This is a genomic window from Chryseobacterium sp. CFS15, assembly GCF_031118795.1.
GTDB classification, from domain to species: domain Bacteria; phylum Bacteroidota; class Bacteroidia; order Flavobacteriales; family Weeksellaceae; genus Chryseobacterium; species Chryseobacterium indoltheticum.
This window is the reverse complement of record NZ_JAVHYL010000004.1, coordinates 338635-362004: the sequence shown is the minus strand read 5'-3', so window position 1 is coordinate 362004 and position 23370 is coordinate 338635. Positions and strand designations below refer to the sequence as shown.

The following is a 23370-nucleotide window of genomic DNA, read 5'->3' as shown; positions in this document are numbered from 1 at the left end:
AGTCTCTGAAGTTTTTCAGAGGCTTTCCTTTTTTTAATTGAATGATAAAAAGTTGTTGAGTCCCGTCTTTACAGATGAGCGATTTTTTATTATTTTTAATAAAAAAATAATGGCGACATCAGATAGAAGTATTTTTGAGAAATTTTCAAATTGGGCAACCAAATTTACGGGCAGTTCGTATGCGTTTTTGGGAGCGGTTGCGATCGTGGTAATTTGGGCAGTTTCCGGACCTGTTTTTAATTATTCCGAAACCTGGCAGTTGGTTATCAATACCGGAACAACGATTATTACTTTTCTGATGGTTTTTCTGATTCAGAAATCTCAAAATAAAGATTCTAAAGCCATTCAAATTAAATTAAATGAACTGATTGCTGCCAACGAAAAAGCAAGTAACCGGATTGTTGATATCGAAGATCTTACCGAGAAAGAACTCGACCAGCTACATTGCTATTATGAGAAACTTGCTGACTTTGCTGAAGAAGACAATGATATTCACGCATCACATTCTATAGATGCCGCGAAAAGAAATCAGGATTATAAACATGACTTTTTCAAAAAGAAGCATGATGAATGGCTAGCTAAGCAAAATAAATAAGCTTATTTAACGTGAACTCTGATTAAGCAATAAAATGTAAATTAGTTATTTAGTCAATAAATTTATTTCTATGAAGGTCTCGTTTTATTCAAGCTTCAGTAGCGACTTTGTCGCCATTCTTTGCTCCTTAAAATAATTGGTTTGAAAATTAAAATCTTTGCGTGGTAAAATATTATATTCAGTTTCTTATGACACTCAAGTGTTTTTTTGGGCAATAAATTAGAATCAATAATTTTTAGTATATTTTGTGCTTAAAGTTTTTATATGATGAAGTTTTTCATTCCAATGTTGATTTTTTGCTCGGTTTTAATTTCTGCTCAGCAAACTAAAATTCTCGATAATTTTTCGATGAAAGCATCATCTTACGATGCAAAAGTTTTTGAGAAGAGCAATCTTAATATTTATTATCAGTTTAAATTTTTAAAAGACACAAAGATTTCTCAAAATCCGAGAGAAGGGTTGTGTGTTTTACAAATCGGCGAAAACTATTCAAAGTTCAGCGATACAAAAACATTACAGAAAGATTCTTTGTTTGAGAAATTTTCTCATCTTGAAAATGTGGGTTCCAGAGAAATGAATCAACTTTTTATATACAATCCTTTATGGAATATGGAAAGTCTAAAATCGGCAGCTGATAAAAAAGTTACTTATCAAAAAAGATACAAAACAAAATACGAATATGAAGAACCACAGCCGGAATTGAAGTGGCAACTTCATAACGAATCGAAGAGAATTCTTGATTACAGCTGTAAAAAGGCAACCGTAAAATACAGAGGAAGAGAATTTGTCGCTTGGTACACAGCAGATATTCCTGTAAACAATGGTCCTTATATTTTTGAAGGTTTACCGGGTTTGATTTTAGAACTTGAAGATTCACAAAATAAATATCATTTTACAGCAGTTGGAATTGATAAAAAACCAATGGATATTTATCTACGAAACGACAAAGGAATCCTGAAAATAAGCAGAACAAAGTTTAGAGAAGTTGAAAAAACGTATCATGATAATCCGGGTGCTTTTCATGGTAAAGCTTTAAATGAGGATGGTTCACCGATGGTTGTTAAATCAAAACCTCTTCTTTACGACCCTTTTGAATTAGAATAAAAAATAAAGCCTTACTAAATCTGTAAGGCTTTAATTTTATAATTTATCGCTTCATAAAATATTCAAAATACGTACAACTTCCCAAAAGTTCGCGGGCGGTTTCTGTATTTGAATATTGAGATTTGAGCTGAGCAAAATAGGTTCTGTATTTTTGGTTTTTCAGATCACCCATTTGTTTTTCGTGAGCATCATTTTTCTCAGACCATTTCGGATCAGCATAATCAATGTTCGCTTGGTTTTTAGCTTCATATTGATAATATTTCCCCTGTTCGGCACTCGCCATCTGGAAAAGAACTCTCGCTTTTTGTTCTCTATCGCTCGAAAGGTCATATGCTTTTTTGTAATAATTGATAGCAAGATCAAAATTATCAGGTTCTATAAAAGTAGTGAACGTAAAATTCTTGTAATAATACTGATACGGATTTTCTCTTTTGGTATTCCAGAAATCATATTTTCCGCCGTTGCTGTTGTCAATATCCATCACAAAAAGCTCTCGGTAATACCCAAGAATTGATGTGTTGTATAGCAGGTTTCCGATCAGCTGATTGGCATTAGCCGATTTTGCATCTTTTCCGTTTCCTATTTTTTTGAGCTGAATTAATGCATCTGCCAATTCAAGTTTATTCATTTTGGGTTTAATAAATGGAAATGCGGTAAAATCTTCAGCCTTCATACTTTCTGCTTCAGGACTTTGGAAACTTTCCCAAACATTATGGCCAAAAACTAAGCTTGAAATACCGTTGTAACCGTCGTAGTTTTCACCATTATAAACCAGTTTCTCGTATTTTCCGGTTTCAGGATTGTATTTTTCGTAATTGTCTCGCGGGATTCCTGCAAAGCTTACAGCTTTTTGATAGTAAGATTTAGCTTTGTCAAAATCTGCCGATCTCATCGCTCTGTCACCATAAATGTTGGCAAAGAAAGCATCGATGTTTCCTACAGCATCAAGGTTTTTGGCGATAATTTGCTGCTCAAACTGGGTCTTATTCGGTTTTCTGTAAAACTCTTCAACACTTTTTACCAAGTTTGAATTTGGGTTGTACTGAAGATCAGAAAGTTTATTATTCATCAGGAAAGATTTTCCATCTTCGCCCTGAAGGAAATAGCGGTTGGCTAAAACATCTTTCAGGAAATCTTTTGTGGAAGGAACTTCACCATAATATTCGTATTCATTGATTTCTGTGCTGTCTTTTTTAACCGGTGGTTTTTCAACAAAATATTCAGCATAATCTTTTATTAAATGATTTTCGTATTCCGCATCAATTTTAGGTTGCGAAACAATATCATTCAGCACTTTCATTCTCTTGATTTCTTCAAGATATTCTGGGTTGCTGGTTTTTATATCTGCTAAAATTTCGCTGCTTTCTTCGTAATCTTTTTTAAGGAATTTCAAATAAGCATCGGCAATCTGCCAATATTCATCTTTAGATTTTTCTTTGGTTTTTGTGGTGAATTTCTCTAAATCGTCCAGAAAATCTTTCTGGTTTTCATTCTGAGAATAGTAATAAGAATTGTTCTTTACATACGTTGGAATCCTGTCCGGATTTGCAAATAGATCATCATTGCTTTGCTCAGATTTATCATTGGTCTTATCAGATTTTTTACCGCCGAAGAGATTTTTAAAGAAGAGCACTATTTTCTGCCAGAAACTCAGTTCCTTTTTCTTTACTTCCGGTTTTTCTGCGGTGGTATCTTTTTTAGCTGAAGTGGAGTTGGAATCTTTTGAAGCATAATAATAGGTCGGAAGATAATTTCTTTCTAACTCGTTGATGCTTCTTGCGGCCATCACTTTCAAAATTTCAGAATCGGGATCAATGTCGTACATCTTTTCCATCATCGGAATAGGATTGGTAAAATCTTCATAGCCTAAAAGAAAATACGCCATGTTTTTTTCTTCATTCGTTCCGGCTCGTTTCATAATATTGTTGAAAGAAGCAGTGTCTGAAAGTTTCATCGAAACAAAAGAAGATTCTTTACGGCTTTTAGAATTCATAAAAACCTGAAAGAAATTCCAGTTGGCCTCAGTTCCCATTTCCAAACCTCTCTGGGCTCCGGCCAACTGATCGAGTGCCATATAATAAGGTGCGCCTTTCAACGAAATAGGTTGTACATATTTTTTGAATGCGTCCAAAGCCGCATCATAATTTCTTGTGTAATGATTGAATCTCACCAACTGATATCCGTAACGCTGTTTGATTTCTGGATTTCTGGCGGCGCTATATAATGAGGTAAGTGCCGAAATGGTTTTGTTGTAATCTAATTGGGTAGCATCTTTATCACTGTCATTTTCTCGGTAATAAAAAGAATCCGGACTTTCTACATAATTAATCTTCATGTAAGGCTCCAGATATTTTGCTTCAATTAAATAATCTATCGCTTCACGGTATTTTGCATAAAAACCTGAACCTAATTTTTTTAATAACTGATTATTGGGACTGCCTTTTTTAAGATCATTCAAATCTGCCATTGGAATTTTATTCACCAGATAATCGGTCTCCGTATAACTCAGTTGATTACCGAAAAACTTCTTCCAAGATTCTATGTTTTCATTAGGAATCTGAGACGGTTTGTAATTGGTGTAAAATCGGTCAGAATAGTTATGTAAAAAAGGCAGATACGATTTGTCTTTGATTATACTCTGCGTGAAAAGATTAAAATAATCATAATCAGGATCAGACCATGCACAAGCTTCAGTTTTAGTGTAGAAAAGTGATGCTACGGCTATGGATAGAATATACTTTTTCATATTTATTTTTGGTGTTTTATTTATTTTTTTGTTTTTGGAAACTTCCATCATCAAACTTCGTGCTTCCATCTATTTAAAATTCCGTCCTTCTACAAATTTACTATCTAATTGATAATATATAATGTTGTAATGACTTATTTTTTTGTCTAAAAATTCTGTTGCATTATTAAGCTGCTCCTGCGAAATTTCTTCCACTTTTATTTTGAAGCCTTTGTTTAAGAAATTTCCAAAATAAAAACCGTCTTTCAGAATTTCAATTTCGTTATCGGAAATCTTTTTGAAATCTGGATTATCCAGATCTTTTGCAGAAAGTGCATTAATGAGTTTGTGCTTTCCTAAATGATTGGTCACAATTCCCCACGAATAAATTGGGAGAGCGACTTCAATTTTCTTTATCGGATAATCTTCCAGCTTCGATAAGTAACTTTTCAGAATATTCAAATCTAAAATCGAATTTTTATCTGAGTTTTCTAATGGCGAAGAAGTAGAGTAGCACATGAGATACACTTTTTCAACGGGTGGAATTCCGGTGAGAATTTTATCTTTCACCTGATGAAGTCGAAGAGTACAAGTGATGTCTTTTTCGGAGATCTTTTTTAATTCTTTTAAAAATTCAAAATAATCATCTTTAGTTCCTGCCGTCCAATCGCAATCGATTTGAATTTCGTTATTTATTTTTAATTGATAATCTTTAGCTTTCTTTTGAATTAGCTGATGAATGCTTTCGGCCAGAAAATGTATTTCTTCTTTTTGAATATGCAAAAAAGTCTGATTGGTTATAAAAACTGTCGGAACGATAAGTTTATCTGTTTCGAAACTTTTATCTTTTGTAATCACAGCAACAGGCTGAAATTTCCCACCAACTTTATCAACATCAAAAAAACGAGTATACAAATACGGCTCTGTAGATTCATTCAACGATTTTTTTTCAGTTTCATTTAATTTAAGATGGGTTTTCCAGTAGTAAAATGAATAAGGATGTTCTTTTGTGTTGTTGCACGAGGTAACTAAAAGAATAGCAAAAAGAAGTGATAAGACTTTCATTATTTATAAAGAATACTTTCGCAGTTACAGTTGAGTTCTGCCATTTCAGAAACTGGGCAGCAGTCGTCAGACCTTTTAATATTGCCGGTTTCATCGGTAAGGTAGATTTTTTCTTTATCAAATTTCACATAGAAAGTTTCATTGTATGTTTTGAAATGTATTTTCATTACTTTGGGATTATATTTTCCGGCATTCATCTCTTCCTTGGTTTCTTTTCCGTCGGCCTGATTGATTTGCAGAAAGCCAAAATGCACGTTTCCGTTTTTCTTTACATCCAGATAATAAGCGGGAGTTCCTGAGCCGCTTGCTCCCTGTTCGATATTAAAATCTCTTTTTCCTGTAAACGGTATAGCAGTTTGTGCAAAAGAAATGATTCCGAAGAATAAAACGAGTGTGGTGAAAATGTTTTTCATATTACTTTTTTCTCAAAATTAAAAAATTATTCAGAAGAAATTGTTTTCAAAATCTGTGCAAATCTCTAAATCATTAAAAATCAAAATATTTTGCAATATATATTTGTCAAATTAAATTTTATTCATACATTTGCACACTCATTTTAGGGGAGGAATATGCCCAATTCAAACTTGGTAATTATTTGAGCGCCCGAAAAATGAGAGTGAATACAAGAAAATTTTATAACATATTATATAAATAATGTCAGGTATTATTGGAAAAAAAATTGGGATGACTTCTCTGTTTGACGAAAACGGCAAAAATATGCCGTGTACCGTTATTCAGGCAGGTCCTTGCTCAGTTTTACAGGTCAGAACCATTGAAAAGGACGGATACAAATCTGTTCAGTTAGGTTTCGATGACAAGAGTGAAAAGAACGTTGGTAAAGCGTTAGCTGGCCATTTTAAAAAGGCTGGTTCTGCTCCTAAAGCTAAGTTGGTAGAATTCTACAGAGAATTCGTAGACGAAGTAAAAGTAGGAGAGGAAGTAAAAGTTAATCTATTCGCTGAAGGTGAATTTGTTGACGTAACAGGAACTTCAAAAGGTAAAGGCTTCCAGGGTGTTGTTAAAAGACACGGTTTTGGAGGTGTAATGCAAGCTACTCACGGTCAGCACAACAGACTTAGAGCTCCAGGTTCTATCGGTGCGGGATCGGATCCTTCGAGAGTATTCAAAGGAATGAGAATGGCAGGTAGAATGGGAGGTAAGCAGGTAACTGTACAAAACCTTCAAGTATTAAAAGTGGATCAAGAACAAAATCTTTTAGTAGTAAAAGGTGCTGTTCCGGGAGCTAAAAATTCTTATGTAATTATCAGAAAATGGAACTAGTAGTATTAAATACATCAGGAAAAGAAACCGGAAAAAAAGTAACTCTAGACGAAACAGTATTCGGAATTGAGCCAAATAAGCACGCGGTTTACTTAGAAGTAAAACAATATCTTGCTGCTCAGCGTCAAGGTACTCATAAATCAAAAGAAAGAAGCGAAATTACTGCTTCTACTAAAAAACTTAAGAAGCAAAAAGGATCTGGTTCTGCTAGATACGGTGATATTAAATCTCCTACTTTTAGAGGTGGAGGTAGAGTATTCGGTCCTAAGCCAAGAGACTACAGATTCAAATTGAATAAAGCTCTTAAGAGATTAGCAAAAAAATCTGTTCTTTCTCAAAAAATGAAAGACAACAGCATTAGAATCGTGGAAGGTTTGAGCATCGCTGCTCCTAAAACTAAAGATTTCGTTACTATCTTGAATGCATTGGCATTGAACGATAAGAAGTCTTTATTCATTCTTCCTGATACTAACAAGAATGTATATTTATCTTCAAGAAACTTGCCTAAGACTAAAGTTATGAAATTCAACGAAATTTCTTCTTATGACTTAATCAACGCAGGTGAGATCGTTTTCTTAGAAGGTGCAGTTGAAAAATTCCAGGAAAATTTAAAGAAATAAATCATGTCACTAATTATTAAACCAGTTATTTCAGAAAAAGCAAACTATCTTACAGATTTAAGAGGTGCTTATTCTTTCTTAGTACAACCTAAGGCGAATAAAATCCAGATTAAAAATGCAATAGAGCAAGCTTACGGTGTGAAAGTAGCAGACGTTAGAACCATGATTTATGCTCCTAAAGTTTCTTCGAAATACACGAAAAAAGGTCTTCAAGTAGGGAAGACAAACAAATTAAAAAAGGCGGTTATCACTCTTGCTGAAGGGGAAGTAATCGACATTTTTGCTGTAAATTAATTATTAATTATAAATAATAGTAATGTCTGTTAGAAAATTAAAACCTATCACCCCAGGACAGAGATTCAGAATTGTAAACAATTTTGAGGAAATTACTACCAACAAACCAGAGAAATCTCTAACAGTTGGTATTAGTAAGTCAGGTGGACGTAACCAAACTGGTAAAATGACCATGCGTTACACCGGAGGTGGACACAAAAAGAAATACAGAATTATCGACTTCAAAAGAAACAAGCATGATGTTGAAGCAACGGTAAAAACTGTAGAATATGATCCAAACAGAACTGCTTTCATCGCTTTAGTGGAGTACGCAGACGGAGAGAAGAGATATATCATCGCTCCAAACGGAATCAAAGTTGACCAAAAAATTATTTCTGGCGAAAGCGTAGAACCGAACATCGGTAACGCAATGAAATTGAAAAATATTCCATTGGGTACTGTAATTTCTTGTGTTGAAATGAAGCCTGGTCAAGGTGCTATTTTAGCAAGAAGTGCTGGTTCTTCAGCTCAGTTGACTTCAAGAGACGGAAAATATGCAATCATCAAATTGCCTTCAGGAGAATCTAGAATGATCCTTACTGAGTGCTATGCAATGATTGGATCTGTTTCTAACTCTGATCACCAGTTGACTGTATCAGGTAAGGCTGGTAGAAGCAGATGGTTAGGTAGAAGACCTAGAACAAGACCAGTAGTAATGAACCCTGTAGATCACCCAATGGGAGGTGGTGAAGGACGTTCTTCTGGAGGTCACCCAAGATCTAGAAACGGTATGCCGGCTAAAGGTTACAAAACTAGAAAGAAAAACAAAGTGTCTAACCGTTACATCGTATCTAAAAGAAAATAATTATGGCAAGATCACTTAAAAAAGGACCATTCATTCACTATACTTTAGATAAGAAGGTTCAGGCAAATGTAGAGTCTGGTAAGAAGACTGTTATCAAAACTTGGTCTAGAGCATCAATGATCTCTCCAGACTTTGTAGGACAAACTATTGCTGTGCACAACGGGAAATCTTTTATCCCGGTTTACGTTACAGAAAACATGGTAGGTCACAAGCTAGGCGAATTTTCTCCAACAAGATCTTTCAGAGGTCATGGTGGTAACAAAAACAAAGGAAGCAGATAATCATGGGATCAAGAAAAAGAGAAAGTGCATTAGCACGTAAATTAACAAATCAAGATGTAGTAAAAGCATTACACAACGATTGCCCTTCATCTCCAAGAAAGATGAGATTAGTAGCTGATATCATCAGAGGGGTAGAAGTTGAAAAAGCTTTAAGCATCCTAAAATATTCGAAAAAAGACGCTTCAAACAAATTAGAGAAAGTACTTCTTTCTGCGATGGCTAACTGGCAATCTAAGAACGAAGGTGCAGATATCGAAGAAGCTAACCTTATCGTTAAAGAAATTTTTGTAGACAGTGCAAGACAATTGAAGAGACTGAGACCAGCGCCACAAGGTAGAGGGTACAGAATCAGAAAAAGATCAAACCACATTACACTAATCTTAGGAACAAAAGAAAATTAATTCAAGGTATGGGACAGAAGACAAATCCAATTGGTAACAGATTAGGTATCATCAGAGGATGGGATTCTAACTGGTTTGGCGGAAACGATTATGGAGACAGAATCGCGGAAGACTACAAAATCAGAAGATACCTTGAAGCAAGATTATCTAAAGGTGGTATTTCAAAAATTTATATTGAAAGAACACTTAAATTAGTAACCGTAACAATCACTACTGCTAGACCGGGATTAATCATCGGGAAAGGAGGTCAGGAAGTTGACAAGTTAAAAGAAGAATTGAAGAAACTTACTAAAAAGGATATTCAAATCAATATTTTCGAAATCAAAAGACCTGAGCTTGATGCAGTATTAGTTGCAGACAGTATCGCTAAGCAAATCGAAAACAGAATCTCTTACAGAAGAGCTGTGAAAATGGCTATCGCTTCTACAATGAGAATGGGTGCTGAAGGTATCAAAGTTCAAATCTCTGGTAGATTGAACGGTGCTGAAATGGCAAGATCTGAGTCTTTCAAAGACGGAAGAATCCCATTGTCTACTTTCAGAGCAGATATCGACTATCATATCGGTGAGGCATTAACTCAGTACGGTAAGTTAGGAGTTAAAGTTTGGATCATGAAAGGAGAAGTTTATGGTAAGAGAGATCTTATGCCGCTAGTAGGACAACAGAAAAAAGGTGGTCCTTCAGGAGGTGGAAACAGAGGAGATAGAGATAACAGAAGACCTTCAAGAGATAAAAAAAATAATTAATAAAATTTTAGAGGATAGTTTTTAAATGACCGTTACTTTTTTAAAATCTAAATTCTAAAATCTAAAATTTAAGAAATTATGTTACAACCAAAAAGAACCAAATTCCGTAGAGTTCATAAGATGAAAATGAAGGGGATTGCTCAGAGAGGTAATCAACTTGCTTATGGAACTTTCGGAATTAAAGCTAACGAAGGTGCTTGGATCACTGCAAGACAAATCGAAGCTGCTCGTATCGCTGCGACAAGATATATGAAAAGAGAAGGTCAACTATGGATCAAAATATTCCCGGATAAGCCTATTACCAAGAAACCAGCCGAAGTAAGGATGGGTAAAGGTAAAGGTGCTGTAGAATATTGGGTAGCTGTAGTAAAACCAGGTAAAATTATGTTCGAAGTTGGAGGTGTATCTTACGATATCGCTAAAGAAGCTTTAAGACTTGCTGCACAGAAATTACCAGTTACGACTAGATTTATAGTTGCTAACGATTTTGTTAAACCTCTTTAATCTCTGAATACAATGAAACAAGCTGAAATTAAAAATCTAAGCCTTGAAGATGTTCAAGCTAAATTGACTGAAGCTAAAGCTCAATTTTCAAAAATGAAATTGGCTCACAAAATCAGTCCACTTGAAAATCCGATCCAAATCAGAGATTTGAGAAAAACAATCGCAAGATTAAACACTGAGTTAACTAACAAACAATAATATTCCTTTTTACAATGGATAGAAATTTAAGAAAAGAAAGAATCGGAGTGGTTTCCAGCAATAAAATGGAAAAAACTATTGTTGTTAGTGAAACGACTAGAGTAAAACACCCGATGTATGGTAAATTCGTTTTGAAAACGAAAAAATATACTGCACACGACGAGAACAACGAATGCAACGAAGGAGATACAGTTTTAATTTCTGAAACTAGACCTTTGAGCAAGAGTAAGAGATGGAGATTAGTAAGAATCATTGAAAAAGCTAAGTAATAATGTTACAAACAGAATCAAGATTAAAAGTTGCTGATAACACAGGTGCAAAAGAAGTACTAGTTATTAGAGTTCTGGGAGGAACCAGAAGAAGATATGCTTCAGTTGGTGATAAAATCGTAGTTACTATTAAAGATTCTACACCATCAGGAAACGCAAAAAAAGGTCAGGTATCTAAAGCAGTTGTAGTAAGAACAAAAAAAGCAGTAAGAAGAAAAGATGGCTCGTACATCAAATTCGAAGACAACGCTTGTGTTTTACTAAACGCTGGAGGAGAAATGAGAGGAACACGTGTTTTCGGACCGGTTGCTCGTGAGTTGAGAGACAAAGAATATATGAAAATCATTTCATTAGCTCCTGAAGTACTTTAATTTTAAAAATTTTTAAAAGAAAATGTCAAAGTTAAAAATAAAAAGAGGAGATAACGTAATCATTACTACTGGTAAAAAAGATATCAAAGGTAAAACTGGTGAAGTTATTGAAGTGATCAAAAAAGAAGGAAGAGACCCTAGAGTTATTGTTGCAGGACTAAACATCGTTAAAAAACACGTTAAGCCTTCAGCTTCTAACCCTCAAGGAGGAATCACTGAGAAGGAAGCTTCTATTCATATCTCAAACGTAGCTTTAGTTGGTAAAGACGGAAAAGCTATCAGAGTAGGTTATAAAATCGAAGGAGATAAGAAAGTAAGAATCAACAAAAAAACGGGTGAAACTTTATAATTTTAAATAACACATGGAATATATAGCAAGACCCAAAAAAGCATATAAAGAAACGATTGTTCCTGCAATGATGGAAGAATTCGGATACAAATCAGTAATGCAGGTACCAAGACTAGAGAAAATTATTTTATCTCAAGGTTTAGGTGATGCTACTGCTGATAAAAAGATCATCGATTATGCTGTAGAAGAACTTACAAATATCACTGGTCAAAAGGCTGTTGGTACTATCTCTAAGAAAGATGAAGCTGCTTTCAAACTAAGAAAAGGTATGCCTGTAGGTGCTAAGGTAACTCTTAGAGCTCAGAAAATGTACGAATTCTTAGACAGATTAACTTCTTCTGCTTTGCCACGTATCAGAGATTTTTCTGGTATCAAAGCTGACGGTTTCGACGGTAGAGGTAACTATAACTTAGGTATTACTGAGCAGATTATCTTCCCTGAGATCGTAATCGACAAAGTAAAGAAAATCCAAGGTATGGATATCACTTTCGTTACTACTGCGAAAACAGATAAAGAAGCTAAAGCATTATTAACTCACTTCGGTTTACCATTCAAAAAGAACTAAGAAATGGCTAAAGAATCAATGAAAGCGCGTGAGCGCAAAAGAGAAGCTACTGTAGCTAAATACGCTGAGAAAAGAAAAGCTCTTAAAGAAGCAGGTGACTATGAAGGACTTCAGAAATTACCTAAAAACGCTTCTCCGGTAAGATTACACAACAGATGTAAACTTACAGGTAGACCAAGAGGTTACATGAGAACCTTCGGTATTTCTAGAGTAACTTTCAGAGAAATGGCCAACAACGGTCTTATCCCGGGAGTTAAAAAAGCTAGTTGGTAATAATTACTAATTAAAAAATCGGGACAATTAAGTTGTCGAGATACTAAAGAAAATAAATATCAGACCCAAGATCTTCTGAAGTCTGATATTTTAATCTTCAAGTCTTTTCAATACTGATTGTTCTTTAACCAATAATTTAAAACAAGAAATGGTAACAGATCCAATTTCAGATTTCCTAACTAGAGTAAGGAACGCACAAAGCGCAGGCCACAAAGTGGTGGAAATTCCTGCATCGAAAATCAAAAAGGAGATTACGAAAATCTTATTTGAACAAGGGTATATCTTAAACTACAAGTTTGAAGAAAGCGCTGTTCAAGGGACAATCAAAATCGCTTTGAAGTATGACAAACAAACAAGCAAACCAGCTATCAAGTCTATCCAAAGAGCTTCTAGACCAGGTTTGAGACAGTACAAAGGTTCAGGTGAACTTCCAAGAGTACTAAACGGTTTGGGTATTTCTATCATCTCTACTTCTAAAGGAGTAATGACTGACAAGAAAGCTAGAGAAGAGAAAGTAGGCGGTGAAGTAATCTGCTATGTTTATTAATTTTTAATCAAAGGAAAATGTCAAGAATTGGTAAAGCAATTATAACAATTCCCGCTGGAGTTACAATCACTGAGAAAGAAGGTGTAGTAACTGTAAAAGGTCCCAAAGGAGAACTTACTCAGGAGCTTACAGAAGGAATTACTTTAGAACAAAACGAAGGTCAGTTAACTGTTAGCAGACCATCAGATTCTAAACAACACAGAGCGCTTCATGGTTTATACAGAGCGTTAATCAATAACATGATTGTGGGAACTACTGAAGGTTTCACAAAAAAGTTGGAACTAGTAGGGGTAGGATACAGAGCTTCACACGCAGGTCAAAAACTTGAGTTAGCTTTAGGATTCTCTCACGGTATCGTTCTAGAACTTCCAAAAGAAGTGATAATCGACACATTGACTGAAAAAGGTAAAAACCCAATTATTACTTTAACGTCTCATGACAAGCAACTTCTAGGAATGGTTTCTGCAAAGATCCGTTCATTCAGAAAGCCTGAGCCATACAAAGGAAAAGGTGTAAGATTCGTAGGAGAAATTGTTAGACGTAAAGCTGGTAAATCTGCTTAATAAAATTTAAGAAAATGGCACTAAGTAAATTAGAAAAAAGAATAAGAATCAAAAGAAGAGTAAGAGGAAAAATCTCTGGATCTTCTGAATTGCCAAGATTATCTGTATACAAGAGTAATAAGGAAATTTACGCTCAGTTAATCAACGATAAAGACGGTAAAACTTTAGCATCAGCTTCTTCTAGAGAGAAAGGTGTAGATGCTAACGGAACAAAAAGTGAAATTTCTGCTGCTGTAGGTAAAGCAATCGCTGCTAAAGCTCTTGCTGCAGGAATTGAAAATATTGTATTTGATAGAAACGGATTCGTATACCACGGAAGAGTAAAAGCTCTAGCTGATGGTGCGAGAGAAGGAGGACTTAAATTCTAATCATTAAATTTCGGAAATATGTTAGGACTAGATAATATAGAAAGAGTAAAACCGGGAGGATTAGAACTTAAAGATCGTCTCGTAGCTGTTAATAGAGTAACAAAAGTAACTAAAGGAGGTAGAGCTTTCGGATTTTCTGCAATTGTTGTTGTAGGAGACGAAGCTGGAACTATCGGTTTTGGTTTAGGAAAATCTAAGGAAGTTGCTTCTGCTATTGCTAAGGCAGTAGAAGATGCTAAGAAAAACTTGGTAAAAGTTCCTGTAATGAACCATACTATCCCTCACCAGACTACTGCTAGATACGGTGGTGCAGATATCTTCTTGAGACCTGCTTCTCACGGTACAGGGCTTATCGCCGGTGGTGCGGTAAGAGCGGTACTTGAGTCTGCTGGTATTCACGATATCCTTTCAAAATCTAAAGGATCTTCAAACCCTCACAATGTAGTAAAGGCAACTTTCAAAGCATTGTTAGACATCAGAAGACCAGAAGAAATTGCAAGAATGAGAGGAGTTTCTTTAACTAAAGTGTTTAACGGTTAATAATAAAACAATGGCAACAATTAAAGTAAAGCAAGTAAGAAGCGCTATTGGTAGAACAAAAACCCAAAAGAGAACGCTTGAAGCATTAGGATTTAAGAAACTTCACCAAGTTGTAGAGCACGAAGCTACACCTTCTATTTTAGGGATGATAGCTGCAGTTAGTCACTTACTTGAAGTTCAAAAATAATTTTTAAAATAATTTTAAAATGAATTTAAACAACATAAAGCCTGCTGCAGGTTCTACATTTAGTTCAAAAAGAATTGGTAGAGGACAAGGTAGTGGAAAAGGAGGTACTTCTACAAAAGGGCACAAAGGTCAGAAAGCAAGAGCTGGTTATTCTCAGAAAATCGGTTTTGAAGGAGGACAAATGCCTTTGCAAAGAAGATTACCTAAATTCGGTTTCAAAAACGTAAACAGAAAAGAATATAGAGCTATTAACCTTGATGATATCCAAATTTTAATTGAAAATAAATCTGTAACAGGAGATATTACAAAAGAAATTTTGGTACAGCACGGTCTGGCAACTAAAAACGAAATAGTGAAAATTATGGGGAGAGGAGAATTGAAATCTGCGGTTTCAATTACTGCTGACAAATTCACTAAATCTGCTGAAGAGCTTATTGCTAAAGCAGGTGGAAAAGCAATTACCTTATAATAATTACTAATGAAAGAATTTATACAAACCCTCAAAAATATTTGGAGTCTTAAGGAACTTAGAGATAAAATTCTATTTACTTTAGGGATTATCCTTGTGTATAGATTCGCATCTTTCATCTCTTTACCTGCAATTAACCTTGCAGAAGTAGGAGATCTCTTAGAGCATTATAAAAATCAAGGCGGTAACAAGCAAGGAGCAGGTCTCCTTGGCTTGCTTTCGTCGTTTACGGGAGGAGCTTTCAGCCACGCTTCCGTAATGGCGTTGGGTATCATGCCTTATATTTCTGCTTCTATTATTGTTCAGTTGATGGGAATGGCAATTCCTTATCTTCAGAAACTTCAAAAAGACGGAGAGTCTGGTAGAAACACATTGAATCAAATTACTAGATGGTTAACGATTGGGGTTTGTCTTGTACAGGCACCTTCTTATTTAACTTCTATTACTCAGTTGTTCTTACCTTATGCTCAGTTCCAGTCTGCATATTTCATAGATCCAAACTCTATTATGTTCTGGTTGCCAAGTATTGTAATCTTGGTTGCAGGTTCTGTATTTGCAATGTGGTTAGGTGAAAAAATTACCGATAAAGGTATAGGAAATGGTATTTCTATCCTTATTATGGTAGGTATTTTATCTAGATTACCAGAAGCATTTGTACAGGAAATTGCAGTACAAAACGGAAAAGGAGGATTAGGTTCTATCATGATTATGATCGAAGTAATATTCTGGATGTTGGTGGTTCTTTTGGCAGTAGTATTATCTGTTGCAGTAAGAAAAATCCCTATTCAGTATGTAAGCAGAGCTCAAGCAAGGGGAGGTGTAAATAGAAATCTAATGCAAGGAGCAAGACAGTGGATTCCGCTAAAAGTAAACGCAGCAGGTGTAATGCCGATTATCTTTGCTCAGGCATTGATGTTCGTACCTGGTTTGTTAACCAAAGTAGATGAGTCTAATACTTTTCTTGCAGGTTTCAAAAATGTTTTTAGCTGGCAGTACAATGTATTGTTTGCACTATTGATTATTATCTTTTCATTTTTCTATACCGCAATTACAATTCCGGTAAACCAGATGGCCGATGATCTTAAGAGAAATGGCGGTTTGGTACCAAAAGTAAGACCCGGTAAAGAGACTGCTGACTATCTAGATGATATTTTATCAAAAATTACCTTGCCAGGTGCAATATTTTTATCTATCTTTGCAGTCCTTCCAGCAATAGTGCATGGAAGTCTTGTTCAGACAGATGCGTTCGCCCTATTTTTCGGGGGAACTTCGTTGCTAATTATGGTTGGGGTAGTATTAGATACTGTTCAACAGATTAACACTTATCTGCTGAATCATCATTATGATGGCTTAATGCAGTCTAAATTATCAAGATCGACTGGATATTAATTTATGGCAAAACAAAAACATATCGAACAAGATGGCGTTATAACGGAAGCACTTTCGAACGCTCAGTTCCGTGTAGAGCTAGAAAATGGGCATGTGCTTATTGCTCATATCTCTGGTAAAATGCGTATGCATTATATTAAACTATTACCTGGTGATAAGGTAAAATTAGAAATGTCTCCTTACGATCTTTCGAAGGGGAGAATTACATTTAGATATTAAACAAACGCCAAGTGGAATCTTATGATCTCCATTTGGCTCTTGTTAAAAATAAATATTTTCAAACGAAATCAAGGATTTTGTTTAGTATTGAAAAAATATAAATATTTCAAATGAAAGTTAGAGCATCAATTAAAAAAAGAAGTGCTGATTGCAAGATTGTACGCAGAAAAGGTGTACTCTTCGTAATCAACAAGAAAAACCCAAAATTTAAACAAAGACAAGGCTAAATTATGGCGAGAATTTCAGGTATTGATTTACCAAAAAACAAAAGAGGTGTTATCGGTTTAACTTATATTTATGGAGTTGGGAGAAGTACTTCTTCTGAAATCCTTAAGGCTGCCGGTATCAGCGAAGACAAGAAAGTCAACGAATGGAATGACGATGAATTGGCTGCAATCAGAAACTATATCTCAGAAAACATTAAAGTGGAGGGAGAGCTTAGATCTGAAGTGCAATTGAACATTAAGCGATTAATGGACATAGGATGCCAACGAGGAATACGTCACAGACTAGGACTACCTTTAAGAGGCCAGAGAACGAAAAACAACTCGAGAACCCGTAAAGGAAAGAGAAAAACTGTTGCTAACAAGAAAAAAGCAAGTAAATAATCGTTAGGAATTATGGCAAAACAAACTAAAGTAGTTAAAAAAAGAAAAGTAAAAGTTGAGGCTATAGGAGAAGCGCATATTCAAGCTTCTTTCAATAACATCATCATTTCTTTAACAAATAAAAGCGGAGAGGTTATCTCTTGGGCATCTGCCGGTAAAATGGGGTTCAGAGGTTCTAAAAAGAACACTCCTTTTGCTGCTCAAATGGCAGCAGAAAATTGCTCTACTGTAGCTCACGAAGCGGGTCTTAGAAGAGTAAAGGTGTATGTGAAAGGTCCTGGTGCAGGTAGAGAATCTGCGATCAGAACAATTCACAATTCAGGTATCGAAGTTAGCGAAATTATTGACGTTACTCCTATGCCACACAATGGATGTAGACCACCGAAAAGAAGAAGAGTTTAATTTTTAGAATTTACCCATTATGGCAAGATATATTGGACCTAAAACTAAGATTGCTAGAAAGTTTGGTGCTGCAATCTACGGAGATGATAAAAACTTCGAGAAAAGAAAAAACCAACCGCCAGGACAACATGGTCCTAACAAAAGAAGAGGAGCAAAGAAATCTGAATATGCTGTTCAGTTAATGGAAAAGCAAAAAGCTAAATATACTTACGGTATTTTAGAAAGACAATTTGCTAACCTTTTTGAAAAAGCGCACAGAAGTAAAGGTGTAACAGGTGAAGTTCTATTACAGCTTTGCGAATCAAGATTGGATAACGTTGTGTACAGATTAGGTTTTGCTAAAACCAGATCTGGAGCAAGACAGTTAACTTCTCACAGACACATCACTGTGAATGGAGAAATCCTTAACATTCCATCTTATTTAGTAAAAGCTGGTGATGTAATCGCTGTAAGAGAAAAATCTAAGTCTCTAGAGGTTGTTGCTGATGCTTTGGCATCAAAAGCAAACTATGAGTGGTTGCAATTCAACGACGAGAAAAAAGAAGGTACCTTCATTTCTGCTCCTGAAAGAATCCAAATTCCGGAAGACATCAAGGAACAGCTTATCGTCGAACTTTACTCTAAATAATTTTTTAATCAAATTTTTGCTCAACCCAACAATATGGCAATTTTACAATTCATAAAACCCGATAAAGTAATTCTACTTAACTCTGATGAATTTAAAGGTCAATTCGAATTTCGACCTCTAGAACCAGGTTTCGGGCTTACAATCGGTAATGCTTTGAGAAGAGTGTTGCTTTCTTCTCTGGAAGGATACGCTATTTCATCTATCAAAATAGAAGGTGTAGAGCACGAATTTTCAACTATCCCAGGAGTAATTGAAGACGTTACCGAAATTATTCTTAACCTTAAGCAGGTAAGACTTAAAGCTACAGCAGAAAACCAAGCTTCAGAGCAGGTAGTTGCTAAAGTTTCTGGTCAAACTGTTATTACTGCTGGAGATTTGGGACAGTCTATCAACGGATTTGAAATCTTGAATCCAGACTTGATGATCTGTAACCTAAACTCGGATGTTACTTTTGAAATTACGTTCAACATAGAAAAGGGAAGAGGATATGTTCCTTCTGAACAAAACAAGTCAAACAATGCACCTGTAGGTACTATTGCTATTGACTCTATCTTTACGCCGATCAAAAAAGTACAGTATAGTATTGAAAATTACCGTGTAGAGCAAAAAACAGACTACGAAAAATTGGTTTTGGATATAGAAACTGATGGCTCAATAAGCCCTCAGAATGCTTTAACTGAAGCTTCTAAGATATTAATTTATCACTTCATGTTGTTCTCTGATGAGAGAATCACTTTGGAGACTGAAGCTGTGAAAGCATCTATCCAATACGATGAAGAGACACTTCACACTAGACAACTACTTAAGTCTAAATTAGCAGATATGGATCTTTCTGTAAGAGCCCTAAACTGTCTGAAAGCAGCTGAAGTAGAAACTCTGGGTGAGCTTGTTTCTTATAGTAAGTCTGATTTGATGAAATTCAGAAATTTTGGTAAAAAATCTTTGACAGAACTAGAAGAATTGGTGCATTCAAAAGGTCTTAACTTCGGTTTCGACGTTGCAAAATATAAATTAGACGCTGATAATTAAATAATAATGAGACACGGTAAAAAATTCAATCACTTAGGAAGAACTTCTTCTCACAGAAGCGCGTTACTTTCTAATATGGCTTGTTCTCTAATTGAGCATAAGAGAATCAACACTACTGTAGCTAAAGCTAAAGCTTTAAGAGTATATGTTGAGCCTCTATTAACAAAGGCAAAAGAAGATACTACACACAATAGAAGAATTGTTTTTTCATATCTTCAAAGTAAAGAGGCTGTTACTGAACTTTTCAGATCAGTAGCTCCTAAAATCGCAGAAAGAAACGGCGGGTATACAAGAATCATCAAGACTGGTTTCAGAAAAGGTGATGCTGCTGACATGGCTCTTATCGAGCTTGTTGATTTCAACGAACTTTACAATCCTAATGCTGAGGAGAAAAAGACGACAAGAAGAAGTAGAAGATCTACTTCTACTGCAAAGGTAGCTGCTGAAGCTCCTGTAGTAGAAGAAAAAGTTGAAGAGCCTAAGGCTGAATCAACTGATTCTACTGAAGAAAAAGCTGGAGAATAATAATTCATCCGGATATAAATAAAAAACCGTTCAGATTTCTGAACGGTTTTTTTATGTTTTTAAATTTTAGTTTTTACCAGTTCTATAATATTATTACCCTGATTTATGATTAGGCTGTCTCCTTTTACGGTAGCAGTCATATCATCTTTTTTATAAATAGTTTCATTCACGTTAGCTTCAGATTTTTCCAGCACGAATGTTTTCTTATTGTTGGTAATAGAAACGGTTCTGTTTTTAGGATCATAGTTAAAAACTACTTTTACCAAAGATTTATCGGTCGCTTTATATACGTAATCTGTTTTTATCGTCTTGTTACCATTAATATCAGTATTGTAAGCGATTGTAGAGTCAATAGCTCCATTATCTGCAAGCACTTCTGTATTTGTAGTATTTGTAGAATCAGATTTTAAAATTCCCTTATTCCCTTCTTTTTTGCATGCTATAATAAAAGATGAAATGATACAGACTGCAATAATTTTTTTAATCATATTATTTTAAATTTATTTGTTTTAATCAAGTTCTTATCCATGTAAAATTAACTAAAATTTAACTCATATTTAAATAAATGAACCGCCCAATTAAGCGAAAAAAGTTAAATTTTGATTAAATTTGTCTAAACTATAAAATAGATAAAAAATGAGTTACATTTCTTACATAGAAGCGAGACAAATTTTGGATTCAAGAGGAAATCCTACAGTTGAAGTTGATGTATTTACAGAAAGTGGTGCGATGGGTCGTGCTGCAGTTCCTTCTGGTGCATCTACGGGAGAGCATGAAGCAGTAGAATTACGTGATGGTGGTTCTGAATGGATGGGGAAAGGGGTTTCCAAGGCTGTAGAAAATGTAAGAGAAGTAATATCGCCTGAATTGGTGGGTCTTCCTGTTTTTGATCAGAACCTTATTGATCAGATTATGATCGAGCTGGATGGTACAAACAATAAAGGAAACTTGGGAGCAAACGCAATTCTTGGTGTTTCTCTGGCAGCTGCAAAAGCTGCTGCAAACGAATTAAAATTACCTTTATACAAATATATTGGTGGTGTCAATGCAAATACACTGCCTGTTCCGATGATGAATGTAATCAATGGTGGTTCGCACTCAGATGCACCTATTGCTTTCCAGGAATTTATGGTAATGCCGGTAAAAGCAGATTCTTTCTCTCACGCATTGAGAAAAGGAACTGAGATTTTCCACAATCTGAAATCTATACTTCATTCAAGAGGTCTTTCTACTGCGGTAGGTGACGAAGGTGGTTTTGCACCAACTTTCAAAGGAACTGAAGATGCTTTAGATACTTTACTTCAGGCTATCGAAAAAGCGGGTTACAAGCCGGGTGACGATGTGATGATTGCATTAGATTGCGCAGCTTCAGAATTCTACAAAGACGGAGTTTATGATTACAGAAAATTCCAGACTCCGGATGCAGCTCAGTTTACAAGCAGCGAGCAGGTTTCGTACTTAGCAGAATTGGCAAATAAATATCCAATTATCTCTATTGAAGACGGAATGCAGGAAAATGACTGGGAAGGTTGGAAAATGTTAACTGACAAAATCGGTGACAGAGTACAGTTGGTTGGTGACGATTTATTCGTAACAAACGTTGAAAGATTATCAAGAGGAGTAAAAGAAGGAATTGCTAATTCAATCTTGGTAAAAGTAAACCAAATTGGTTCTCTTTCTGAAACGATGGCAGCGGTACAAATGGCTCAGCACAACAAGTTTACATCGGTAATGTCTCACAGATCTGGTGAAACTGAAGATTCTACAATTGCTGATCTGGCGGTTGCTATGAATTGCGGTCAGATTAAAACAGGATCTGCTTCAAGATCAGACAGAATGGCGAAATACAACCAGTTACTAAGAATTGAAGAAGCTTTAGGAGATACTGCTTATTTCCCTGGTTTGGATGCTTTCAAAATTAAAAGATAAATTAAATAAAAAAAACAGCAAACTTTTTTAGTATTGCTGTTTTTTGTGTATTTTTAAGAAATTTAAATAAAATATTATATAATGTCAGACAACAAAGTTATATTGAATTATGACGGTAATTCGTATGAATATCCTATCGTAGATAGTACAATCGGAGACAGAGGAATAGATATTTCAAAATTAAGAGACCAAACGGGTCTTATTACCTTAGATTTAGGGTACAAAAACACAGGTGCTACATTAAGCGATATCACTTATCTTGATGGTGATCAGGGAGAATTGTTCTACAGAGGTTATCCTATTGAGCAAATTGCTGAGAAATCAAACTTTACTGAAGTAATGTATCTTTTGCTGCACGGTGAATTGCCTACAACAGAACAATTTAATACCTTCAACGGTAATATCAAAAAATATAACTTCGTAGCAGAGGAGATGAAAAAAATCATCGATGCTTTCCCTCGTTCTGCTCACCCAATGGGAGTTTTATCTACTCTTACTTCTGCATTAACAGCATTTAATCCTAAAGCAGTTGATGTAAATTCTAAAGAAGAGATGGATCTTGCTGCAGAATTGTTGATCGCTAAATTTGCTCACCTTGCTGCTTGGACGTACAGAAAAACTTTAGGACTACCTTTAAACCACGGAGATAATAACCTAAACTATGTAGAAAATTTCTACAAAATGTCTTTCAGACAGCCAAATGCTGATTTCGAAATCAATCCGGTGGTAGTTCAGGCTCTAGATAAATTATTAATTCTTCACGCAGATCACGAGCAAAACTGTTCTACATCTACTGTAAGAATGGTAGGTTCTGCTCACACAGGCCTTTTCGCTTCAGTTTCTGCAGGTATTTCTGCACTTTGGGGTCCACTTCACGGCGGTGCAAACCAGGCAGTTATCGAAATGCTTGAATTGATCGAAAAAGACGGTGGTGATGTTAATAAATGGGTAGCTAAAGCGAAAGATAAAAACGATAGCTTCCGTTTGATGGGATTCGGACACAGAGTTTACAAAAACTTCGATCCAAGAGCAAAAATCATCAAAAAAGCTGCTGACGATTTATTAGCTGCTTTAGGAATTGAAGACAAAGCACTTGATATTGCAATGCAGCTAGAAAAAGTAGCTCTTGAAGACGAGTACTTCATCGAGAGAAAGTTATATCCAAATGTAGATTTCTATTCTGGAATCATCTACAGAGCATTAGGAATTCCTACAGAAATGTTTACCGTAATGTTCGCATTGGGAAGACTTCCTGGATGGATTGCTCAGTGGAAAGAAATGAGACTAAAAGGAGATCCGATCGGAAGACCAAGACAGGTTTACCAAGGCGCTCAAAAAAGAGATTATATCGATATCACAAACAGATAATATTGTTTTCTCAAATAAATATAGATCCCAAAGTTTTTTGCTTTGGGATTTTTTGTTTTACATAATAAAAGATTATTTAAAAATTTAACAAAGATATTGTGCTTAAAATTAAGT

At 35.3% G+C, this 23370-nt stretch carries 36 protein-coding genes; 32 read left to right on the top strand and 4 right to left on the bottom strand.

The genetic code is table 11. The features are described 5' to 3' along the window. Positions 1–109: 109 nt before the first annotated feature. The gene (locus OH814_RS08775) at positions 110–595 is read left to right on the top strand and encodes a low affinity iron permease family protein (RefSeq protein WP_076558028.1); all 486 of its coding nucleotides are present in this window, start codon (positions 110–112) and stop codon (positions 593–595) included. 264 nt (positions 596–859) lie between these two features. Then, positions 860–1699 (top strand): GLPGLI family protein, encoded by an 840-nt coding sequence (locus OH814_RS08770; protein ID WP_308827903.1) that lies wholly within the window; start codon positions 860–862, stop codon positions 1697–1699. A 43-nt stretch (positions 1700–1742) separates the two neighbouring features. Here OH814_RS08770 and OH814_RS08765 read toward each other — a convergent pair whose 3' ends face one another. From OH814_RS08765 to OH814_RS08755, 3 genes are read right to left on the bottom strand one after another with little or no spacing between them, the layout of a single operon-like run. Then, positions 1743–4514, bottom strand: a complete 2772-nt coding sequence (locus tag OH814_RS08765) for a hypothetical protein (RefSeq protein WP_308827902.1) — start codon at positions 4512–4514, stop codon at positions 1743–1745. Further along, on the bottom strand, positions 4515–5489 hold the full coding sequence (locus OH814_RS08760) for a hypothetical protein (RefSeq protein WP_308827901.1): 975 nt from the start codon (positions 5487–5489) through the stop codon (positions 4515–4517). Continuing rightward, positions 5489–5902, bottom strand: coding sequence for a hypothetical protein (locus tag OH814_RS08755; RefSeq protein WP_308827900.1), 414 nt, complete (start codon positions 5900–5902; stop codon positions 5489–5491). Before OH814_RS08755 ends, OH814_RS08760 begins: the two co-directional genes overlap by 1 nt. Before the next feature lie 241 nt (positions 5903–6143). On the opposite strand from OH814_RS08755, the gene rplC reads away from it, so the two are divergent. From rplC to rplQ, 28 genes are all read left to right on the top strand, one after another. Continuing rightward, positions 6144–6770: a 50S ribosomal protein L3 gene (gene rplC, locus OH814_RS08750; protein WP_076557459.1), complete on the top strand. Its 627-nt coding sequence runs from the start codon at positions 6144–6146 to the stop codon at positions 6768–6770. After that, complete coding sequence (gene rplD / locus OH814_RS08745; protein WP_076557461.1) at positions 6761–7390, top strand: 50S ribosomal protein L4; 630 nt, start codon at positions 6761–6763, stop codon at positions 7388–7390. The genes rplC and rplD overlap by 10 nt, the downstream gene beginning before the upstream one ends. 3 nt (positions 7391–7393) lie before the next feature. Beyond that, positions 7394–7684 (top strand): 50S ribosomal protein L23, encoded by a 291-nt coding sequence (gene rplW / locus OH814_RS08740; protein ID WP_047442263.1) that lies wholly within the window; start codon positions 7394–7396, stop codon positions 7682–7684. 22 nt (positions 7685–7706) lie between these two features. Continuing rightward, complete coding sequence (gene rplB, locus OH814_RS08735) at positions 7707–8528, top strand: 50S ribosomal protein L2 (protein ID WP_076557463.1); 822 nt, start codon at positions 7707–7709, stop codon at positions 8526–8528. Positions 8529–8530: 2 nt separating this feature from the next. Next, positions 8531–8809 (top strand): 30S ribosomal protein S19, encoded by a 279-nt coding sequence (rpsS, locus tag OH814_RS08730; RefSeq protein ID WP_066679844.1) that lies wholly within the window; start codon positions 8531–8533, stop codon positions 8807–8809. 2 nt (positions 8810–8811) lie between these two features. Further along, positions 8812–9210 carry a 50S ribosomal protein L22 gene (gene rplV, locus OH814_RS08725; RefSeq protein ID WP_066679843.1) on the top strand — a complete coding sequence of 133 codons (399 nt, stop codon included), beginning with the start codon at positions 8812–8814 and terminating at the stop codon, positions 9208–9210. 8 nt (positions 9211–9218) lie between these two features. After that, a complete protein-coding gene (gene rpsC, locus OH814_RS08720; protein ID WP_076557465.1) occupies positions 9219–9956 on the top strand; it encodes a 30S ribosomal protein S3 in 738 nt (245 codons plus the stop codon). A gap of 78 nt (positions 9957–10034) precedes the next feature. Next, complete coding sequence (gene rplP, locus OH814_RS08715; protein ID WP_076557467.1) at positions 10035–10460, top strand: 50S ribosomal protein L16; 426 nt, start codon at positions 10035–10037, stop codon at positions 10458–10460. 12 nt (positions 10461–10472) lie between these two features. Next, positions 10473–10658 (top strand): 50S ribosomal protein L29, encoded by a 186-nt coding sequence (rpmC, locus tag OH814_RS08710; RefSeq protein ID WP_074230962.1) that lies wholly within the window; start codon positions 10473–10475, stop codon positions 10656–10658. Between the two features lie 14 nt (positions 10659–10672). Then, positions 10673–10927, top strand: a complete 255-nt coding sequence (gene rpsQ / locus OH814_RS08705; protein ID WP_034678021.1) for a 30S ribosomal protein S17 — start codon at positions 10673–10675, stop codon at positions 10925–10927. A 2-nt stretch (positions 10928–10929) separates the two neighbouring features. Beyond that, positions 10930–11298 carry a 50S ribosomal protein L14 gene (rplN, locus tag OH814_RS08700; RefSeq protein WP_034684837.1) on the top strand — a complete coding sequence of 123 codons (369 nt, stop codon included), beginning with the start codon at positions 10930–10932 and terminating at the stop codon, positions 11296–11298. Between the two features lie 22 nt (positions 11299–11320). After that, on the top strand, positions 11321–11647 hold the full coding sequence (rplX, locus tag OH814_RS08695; RefSeq protein ID WP_076557469.1) for a 50S ribosomal protein L24: 327 nt from the start codon (positions 11321–11323) through the stop codon (positions 11645–11647). A gap of 13 nt (positions 11648–11660) precedes the next feature. Then, on the top strand, positions 11661–12212 hold the full coding sequence (gene rplE, locus OH814_RS08690; protein WP_076557471.1) for a 50S ribosomal protein L5: 552 nt from the start codon (positions 11661–11663) through the stop codon (positions 12210–12212). Positions 12213–12215: 3 nt separating this feature from the next. After that, positions 12216–12485: a 30S ribosomal protein S14 gene (gene rpsN / locus OH814_RS08685; RefSeq protein WP_047442254.1), complete on the top strand. Its 270-nt coding sequence runs from the start codon at positions 12216–12218 to the stop codon at positions 12483–12485. A 148-nt stretch (positions 12486–12633) separates the two neighbouring features. Further along, a complete protein-coding gene (gene rpsH, locus OH814_RS08680) occupies positions 12634–13032 on the top strand; it encodes a 30S ribosomal protein S8 (protein WP_076557473.1) in 399 nt (132 codons plus the stop codon). 17 nt (positions 13033–13049) lie between these two features. Next, positions 13050–13595, top strand: a complete 546-nt coding sequence (gene rplF / locus OH814_RS08675) for a 50S ribosomal protein L6 (protein ID WP_076557475.1) — start codon at positions 13050–13052, stop codon at positions 13593–13595. 14 nt (positions 13596–13609) lie between these two features. Next, a complete protein-coding gene (gene rplR / locus OH814_RS08670) occupies positions 13610–13963 on the top strand; it encodes a 50S ribosomal protein L18 (protein WP_076557477.1) in 354 nt (117 codons plus the stop codon). Positions 13964–13981: 18 nt separating this feature from the next. Next, a complete protein-coding gene (gene rpsE, locus OH814_RS08665; RefSeq protein ID WP_034678028.1) occupies positions 13982–14503 on the top strand; it encodes a 30S ribosomal protein S5 in 522 nt (173 codons plus the stop codon). 10 nt (positions 14504–14513) lie between these two features. Continuing rightward, positions 14514–14690, top strand: coding sequence for a 50S ribosomal protein L30 (rpmD, locus tag OH814_RS08660; RefSeq protein ID WP_007839493.1), 177 nt, complete (start codon positions 14514–14516; stop codon positions 14688–14690). Positions 14691–14709: 19 nt separating this feature from the next. After that, positions 14710–15159 (top strand): 50S ribosomal protein L15, encoded by a 450-nt coding sequence (rplO, locus tag OH814_RS08655; protein WP_308827899.1) that lies wholly within the window; start codon positions 14710–14712, stop codon positions 15157–15159. Positions 15160–15168: 9 nt separating this feature from the next. Then, entirely contained in the window at positions 15169–16548 is a 1380-nt protein-coding gene (gene secY, locus OH814_RS08650; protein WP_074230969.1) for a preprotein translocase subunit SecY, read from the top strand. 3 nt (positions 16549–16551) lie between these two features. Next, positions 16552–16767: a translation initiation factor IF-1 gene (gene infA / locus OH814_RS08645; RefSeq protein ID WP_029297754.1), complete on the top strand. Its 216-nt coding sequence runs from the start codon at positions 16552–16554 to the stop codon at positions 16765–16767. 110 nt (positions 16768–16877) lie between these two features. Further along, complete coding sequence (gene rpmJ, locus OH814_RS08640; protein WP_007839480.1) at positions 16878–16994, top strand: 50S ribosomal protein L36; 117 nt, start codon at positions 16878–16880, stop codon at positions 16992–16994. A 3-nt stretch (positions 16995–16997) separates the two neighbouring features. Continuing rightward, positions 16998–17375, top strand: coding sequence for a 30S ribosomal protein S13 (rpsM, locus tag OH814_RS08635; RefSeq protein ID WP_074230970.1), 378 nt, complete (start codon positions 16998–17000; stop codon positions 17373–17375). A 12-nt stretch (positions 17376–17387) separates the two neighbouring features. Beyond that, on the top strand, positions 17388–17777 hold the full coding sequence (gene rpsK / locus OH814_RS08630) for a 30S ribosomal protein S11 (protein WP_066679832.1): 390 nt from the start codon (positions 17388–17390) through the stop codon (positions 17775–17777). A 19-nt stretch (positions 17778–17796) separates the two neighbouring features. After that, entirely contained in the window at positions 17797–18405 is a 609-nt protein-coding gene (gene rpsD, locus OH814_RS08625; RefSeq protein WP_074230971.1) for a 30S ribosomal protein S4, read from the top strand. A 33-nt stretch (positions 18406–18438) separates the two neighbouring features. After that, the gene (locus OH814_RS08620; RefSeq protein ID WP_074230972.1) at positions 18439–19434 is read left to right on the top strand and encodes a DNA-directed RNA polymerase subunit alpha; all 996 of its coding nucleotides are present in this window, start codon (positions 18439–18441) and stop codon (positions 19432–19434) included. Between the two features lie 6 nt (positions 19435–19440). Then, positions 19441–19959: a 50S ribosomal protein L17 gene (gene rplQ, locus OH814_RS08615; protein ID WP_115620445.1), complete on the top strand. Its 519-nt coding sequence runs from the start codon at positions 19441–19443 to the stop codon at positions 19957–19959. 59 nt (positions 19960–20018) lie between these two features. Here the strand turns inward: rplQ and OH814_RS08610 are convergent, their stop codons facing one another. After that, entirely contained in the window at positions 20019–20447 is a 429-nt protein-coding gene (locus tag OH814_RS08610; protein WP_308827895.1) for a hypothetical protein, read from the bottom strand. Between the two features lie 148 nt (positions 20448–20595). Between OH814_RS08610 and eno the strand changes: the two genes are divergently transcribed. Continuing rightward, positions 20596–21888 carry a phosphopyruvate hydratase gene (gene eno / locus OH814_RS08605; protein ID WP_076557481.1) on the top strand — a complete coding sequence of 431 codons (1293 nt, stop codon included), beginning with the start codon at positions 20596–20598 and terminating at the stop codon, positions 21886–21888. Between the two features lie 81 nt (positions 21889–21969). Continuing rightward, positions 21970–23256 (top strand): citrate synthase, encoded by a 1287-nt coding sequence (locus OH814_RS08600; protein WP_076557482.1) that lies wholly within the window; start codon positions 21970–21972, stop codon positions 23254–23256. The last annotated feature ends 114 nt before the right edge of the window (positions 23257–23370 follow it).

Bases quoted from the DNA above. Each gene is read 5' to 3' on its own strand.
- OH814_RS08775 (WP_076558028.1), top strand. From the start codon at position 110: ATGGCGACATCAGATAGAAGTATTTTTGAGAAATTTTCAAATTGGGCA.
- OH814_RS08770 (WP_308827903.1), top strand. From the start codon at position 860: ATGATGAAGTTTTTCATTCCAATGTTGATTTTTTGCTCGGTTTTAATT.
- OH814_RS08765 (WP_308827902.1), bottom strand. From the start codon at position 4,514: ATGGAAGCACGAAGTTTGATGATGGAAGTTTCCAAAAACAAAAAAATA.
- OH814_RS08760 (WP_308827901.1), bottom strand. From the start codon at position 5,489: ATGAAAGTCTTATCACTTCTTTTTGCTATTCTTTTAGTTACCTCGTGC.
- OH814_RS08755 (WP_308827900.1), bottom strand. From the start codon at position 5,902: ATGAAAAACATTTTCACCACACTCGTTTTATTCTTCGGAATCATTTCT.
- rplC (WP_076557459.1), top strand. From the start codon at position 6,144: ATGTCAGGTATTATTGGAAAAAAAATTGGGATGACTTCTCTGTTTGAC.
- rplD (WP_076557461.1), top strand. From the start codon at position 6,761: ATGGAACTAGTAGTATTAAATACATCAGGAAAAGAAACCGGAAAAAAA.
- rplW (WP_047442263.1), top strand. From the start codon at position 7,394: ATGTCACTAATTATTAAACCAGTTATTTCAGAAAAAGCAAACTATCTT.
- rplB (WP_076557463.1), top strand. From the start codon at position 7,707: ATGTCTGTTAGAAAATTAAAACCTATCACCCCAGGACAGAGATTCAGA.
- rpsS (WP_066679844.1), top strand. From the start codon at position 8,531: ATGGCAAGATCACTTAAAAAAGGACCATTCATTCACTATACTTTAGAT.
- rplV (WP_066679843.1), top strand. From the start codon at position 8,812: ATGGGATCAAGAAAAAGAGAAAGTGCATTAGCACGTAAATTAACAAAT.
- rpsC (WP_076557465.1), top strand. From the start codon at position 9,219: ATGGGACAGAAGACAAATCCAATTGGTAACAGATTAGGTATCATCAGA.
- rplP (WP_076557467.1), top strand. From the start codon at position 10,035: ATGTTACAACCAAAAAGAACCAAATTCCGTAGAGTTCATAAGATGAAA.
- rpmC (WP_074230962.1), top strand. From the start codon at position 10,473: ATGAAACAAGCTGAAATTAAAAATCTAAGCCTTGAAGATGTTCAAGCT.
- rpsQ (WP_034678021.1), top strand. From the start codon at position 10,673: ATGGATAGAAATTTAAGAAAAGAAAGAATCGGAGTGGTTTCCAGCAAT.
- rplN (WP_034684837.1), top strand. From the start codon at position 10,930: ATGTTACAAACAGAATCAAGATTAAAAGTTGCTGATAACACAGGTGCA.
- rplX (WP_076557469.1), top strand. From the start codon at position 11,321: ATGTCAAAGTTAAAAATAAAAAGAGGAGATAACGTAATCATTACTACT.
- rplE (WP_076557471.1), top strand. From the start codon at position 11,661: ATGGAATATATAGCAAGACCCAAAAAAGCATATAAAGAAACGATTGTT.
- rpsN (WP_047442254.1), top strand. From the start codon at position 12,216: ATGGCTAAAGAATCAATGAAAGCGCGTGAGCGCAAAAGAGAAGCTACT.
- rpsH (WP_076557473.1), top strand. From the start codon at position 12,634: ATGGTAACAGATCCAATTTCAGATTTCCTAACTAGAGTAAGGAACGCA.
- rplF (WP_076557475.1), top strand. From the start codon at position 13,050: ATGTCAAGAATTGGTAAAGCAATTATAACAATTCCCGCTGGAGTTACA.
- rplR (WP_076557477.1), top strand. From the start codon at position 13,610: ATGGCACTAAGTAAATTAGAAAAAAGAATAAGAATCAAAAGAAGAGTA.
- rpsE (WP_034678028.1), top strand. From the start codon at position 13,982: ATGTTAGGACTAGATAATATAGAAAGAGTAAAACCGGGAGGATTAGAA.
- rpmD (WP_007839493.1), top strand. From the start codon at position 14,514: ATGGCAACAATTAAAGTAAAGCAAGTAAGAAGCGCTATTGGTAGAACA.
- rplO (WP_308827899.1), top strand. From the start codon at position 14,710: ATGAATTTAAACAACATAAAGCCTGCTGCAGGTTCTACATTTAGTTCA.
- secY (WP_074230969.1), top strand. From the start codon at position 15,169: ATGAAAGAATTTATACAAACCCTCAAAAATATTTGGAGTCTTAAGGAA.
- infA (WP_029297754.1), top strand. From the start codon at position 16,552: ATGGCAAAACAAAAACATATCGAACAAGATGGCGTTATAACGGAAGCA.
- rpmJ (WP_007839480.1), top strand. From the start codon at position 16,878: ATGAAAGTTAGAGCATCAATTAAAAAAAGAAGTGCTGATTGCAAGATT.
- rpsM (WP_074230970.1), top strand. From the start codon at position 16,998: ATGGCGAGAATTTCAGGTATTGATTTACCAAAAAACAAAAGAGGTGTT.
- rpsK (WP_066679832.1), top strand. From the start codon at position 17,388: ATGGCAAAACAAACTAAAGTAGTTAAAAAAAGAAAAGTAAAAGTTGAG.
- rpsD (WP_074230971.1), top strand. From the start codon at position 17,797: ATGGCAAGATATATTGGACCTAAAACTAAGATTGCTAGAAAGTTTGGT.
- OH814_RS08620 (WP_074230972.1), top strand. From the start codon at position 18,439: ATGGCAATTTTACAATTCATAAAACCCGATAAAGTAATTCTACTTAAC.
- rplQ (WP_115620445.1), top strand. From the start codon at position 19,441: ATGAGACACGGTAAAAAATTCAATCACTTAGGAAGAACTTCTTCTCAC.
- OH814_RS08610 (WP_308827895.1), bottom strand. From the start codon at position 20,447: ATGATTAAAAAAATTATTGCAGTCTGTATCATTTCATCTTTTATTATA.
- eno (WP_076557481.1), top strand. From the start codon at position 20,596: ATGAGTTACATTTCTTACATAGAAGCGAGACAAATTTTGGATTCAAGA.
- OH814_RS08600 (WP_076557482.1), top strand. From the start codon at position 21,970: ATGTCAGACAACAAAGTTATATTGAATTATGACGGTAATTCGTATGAA.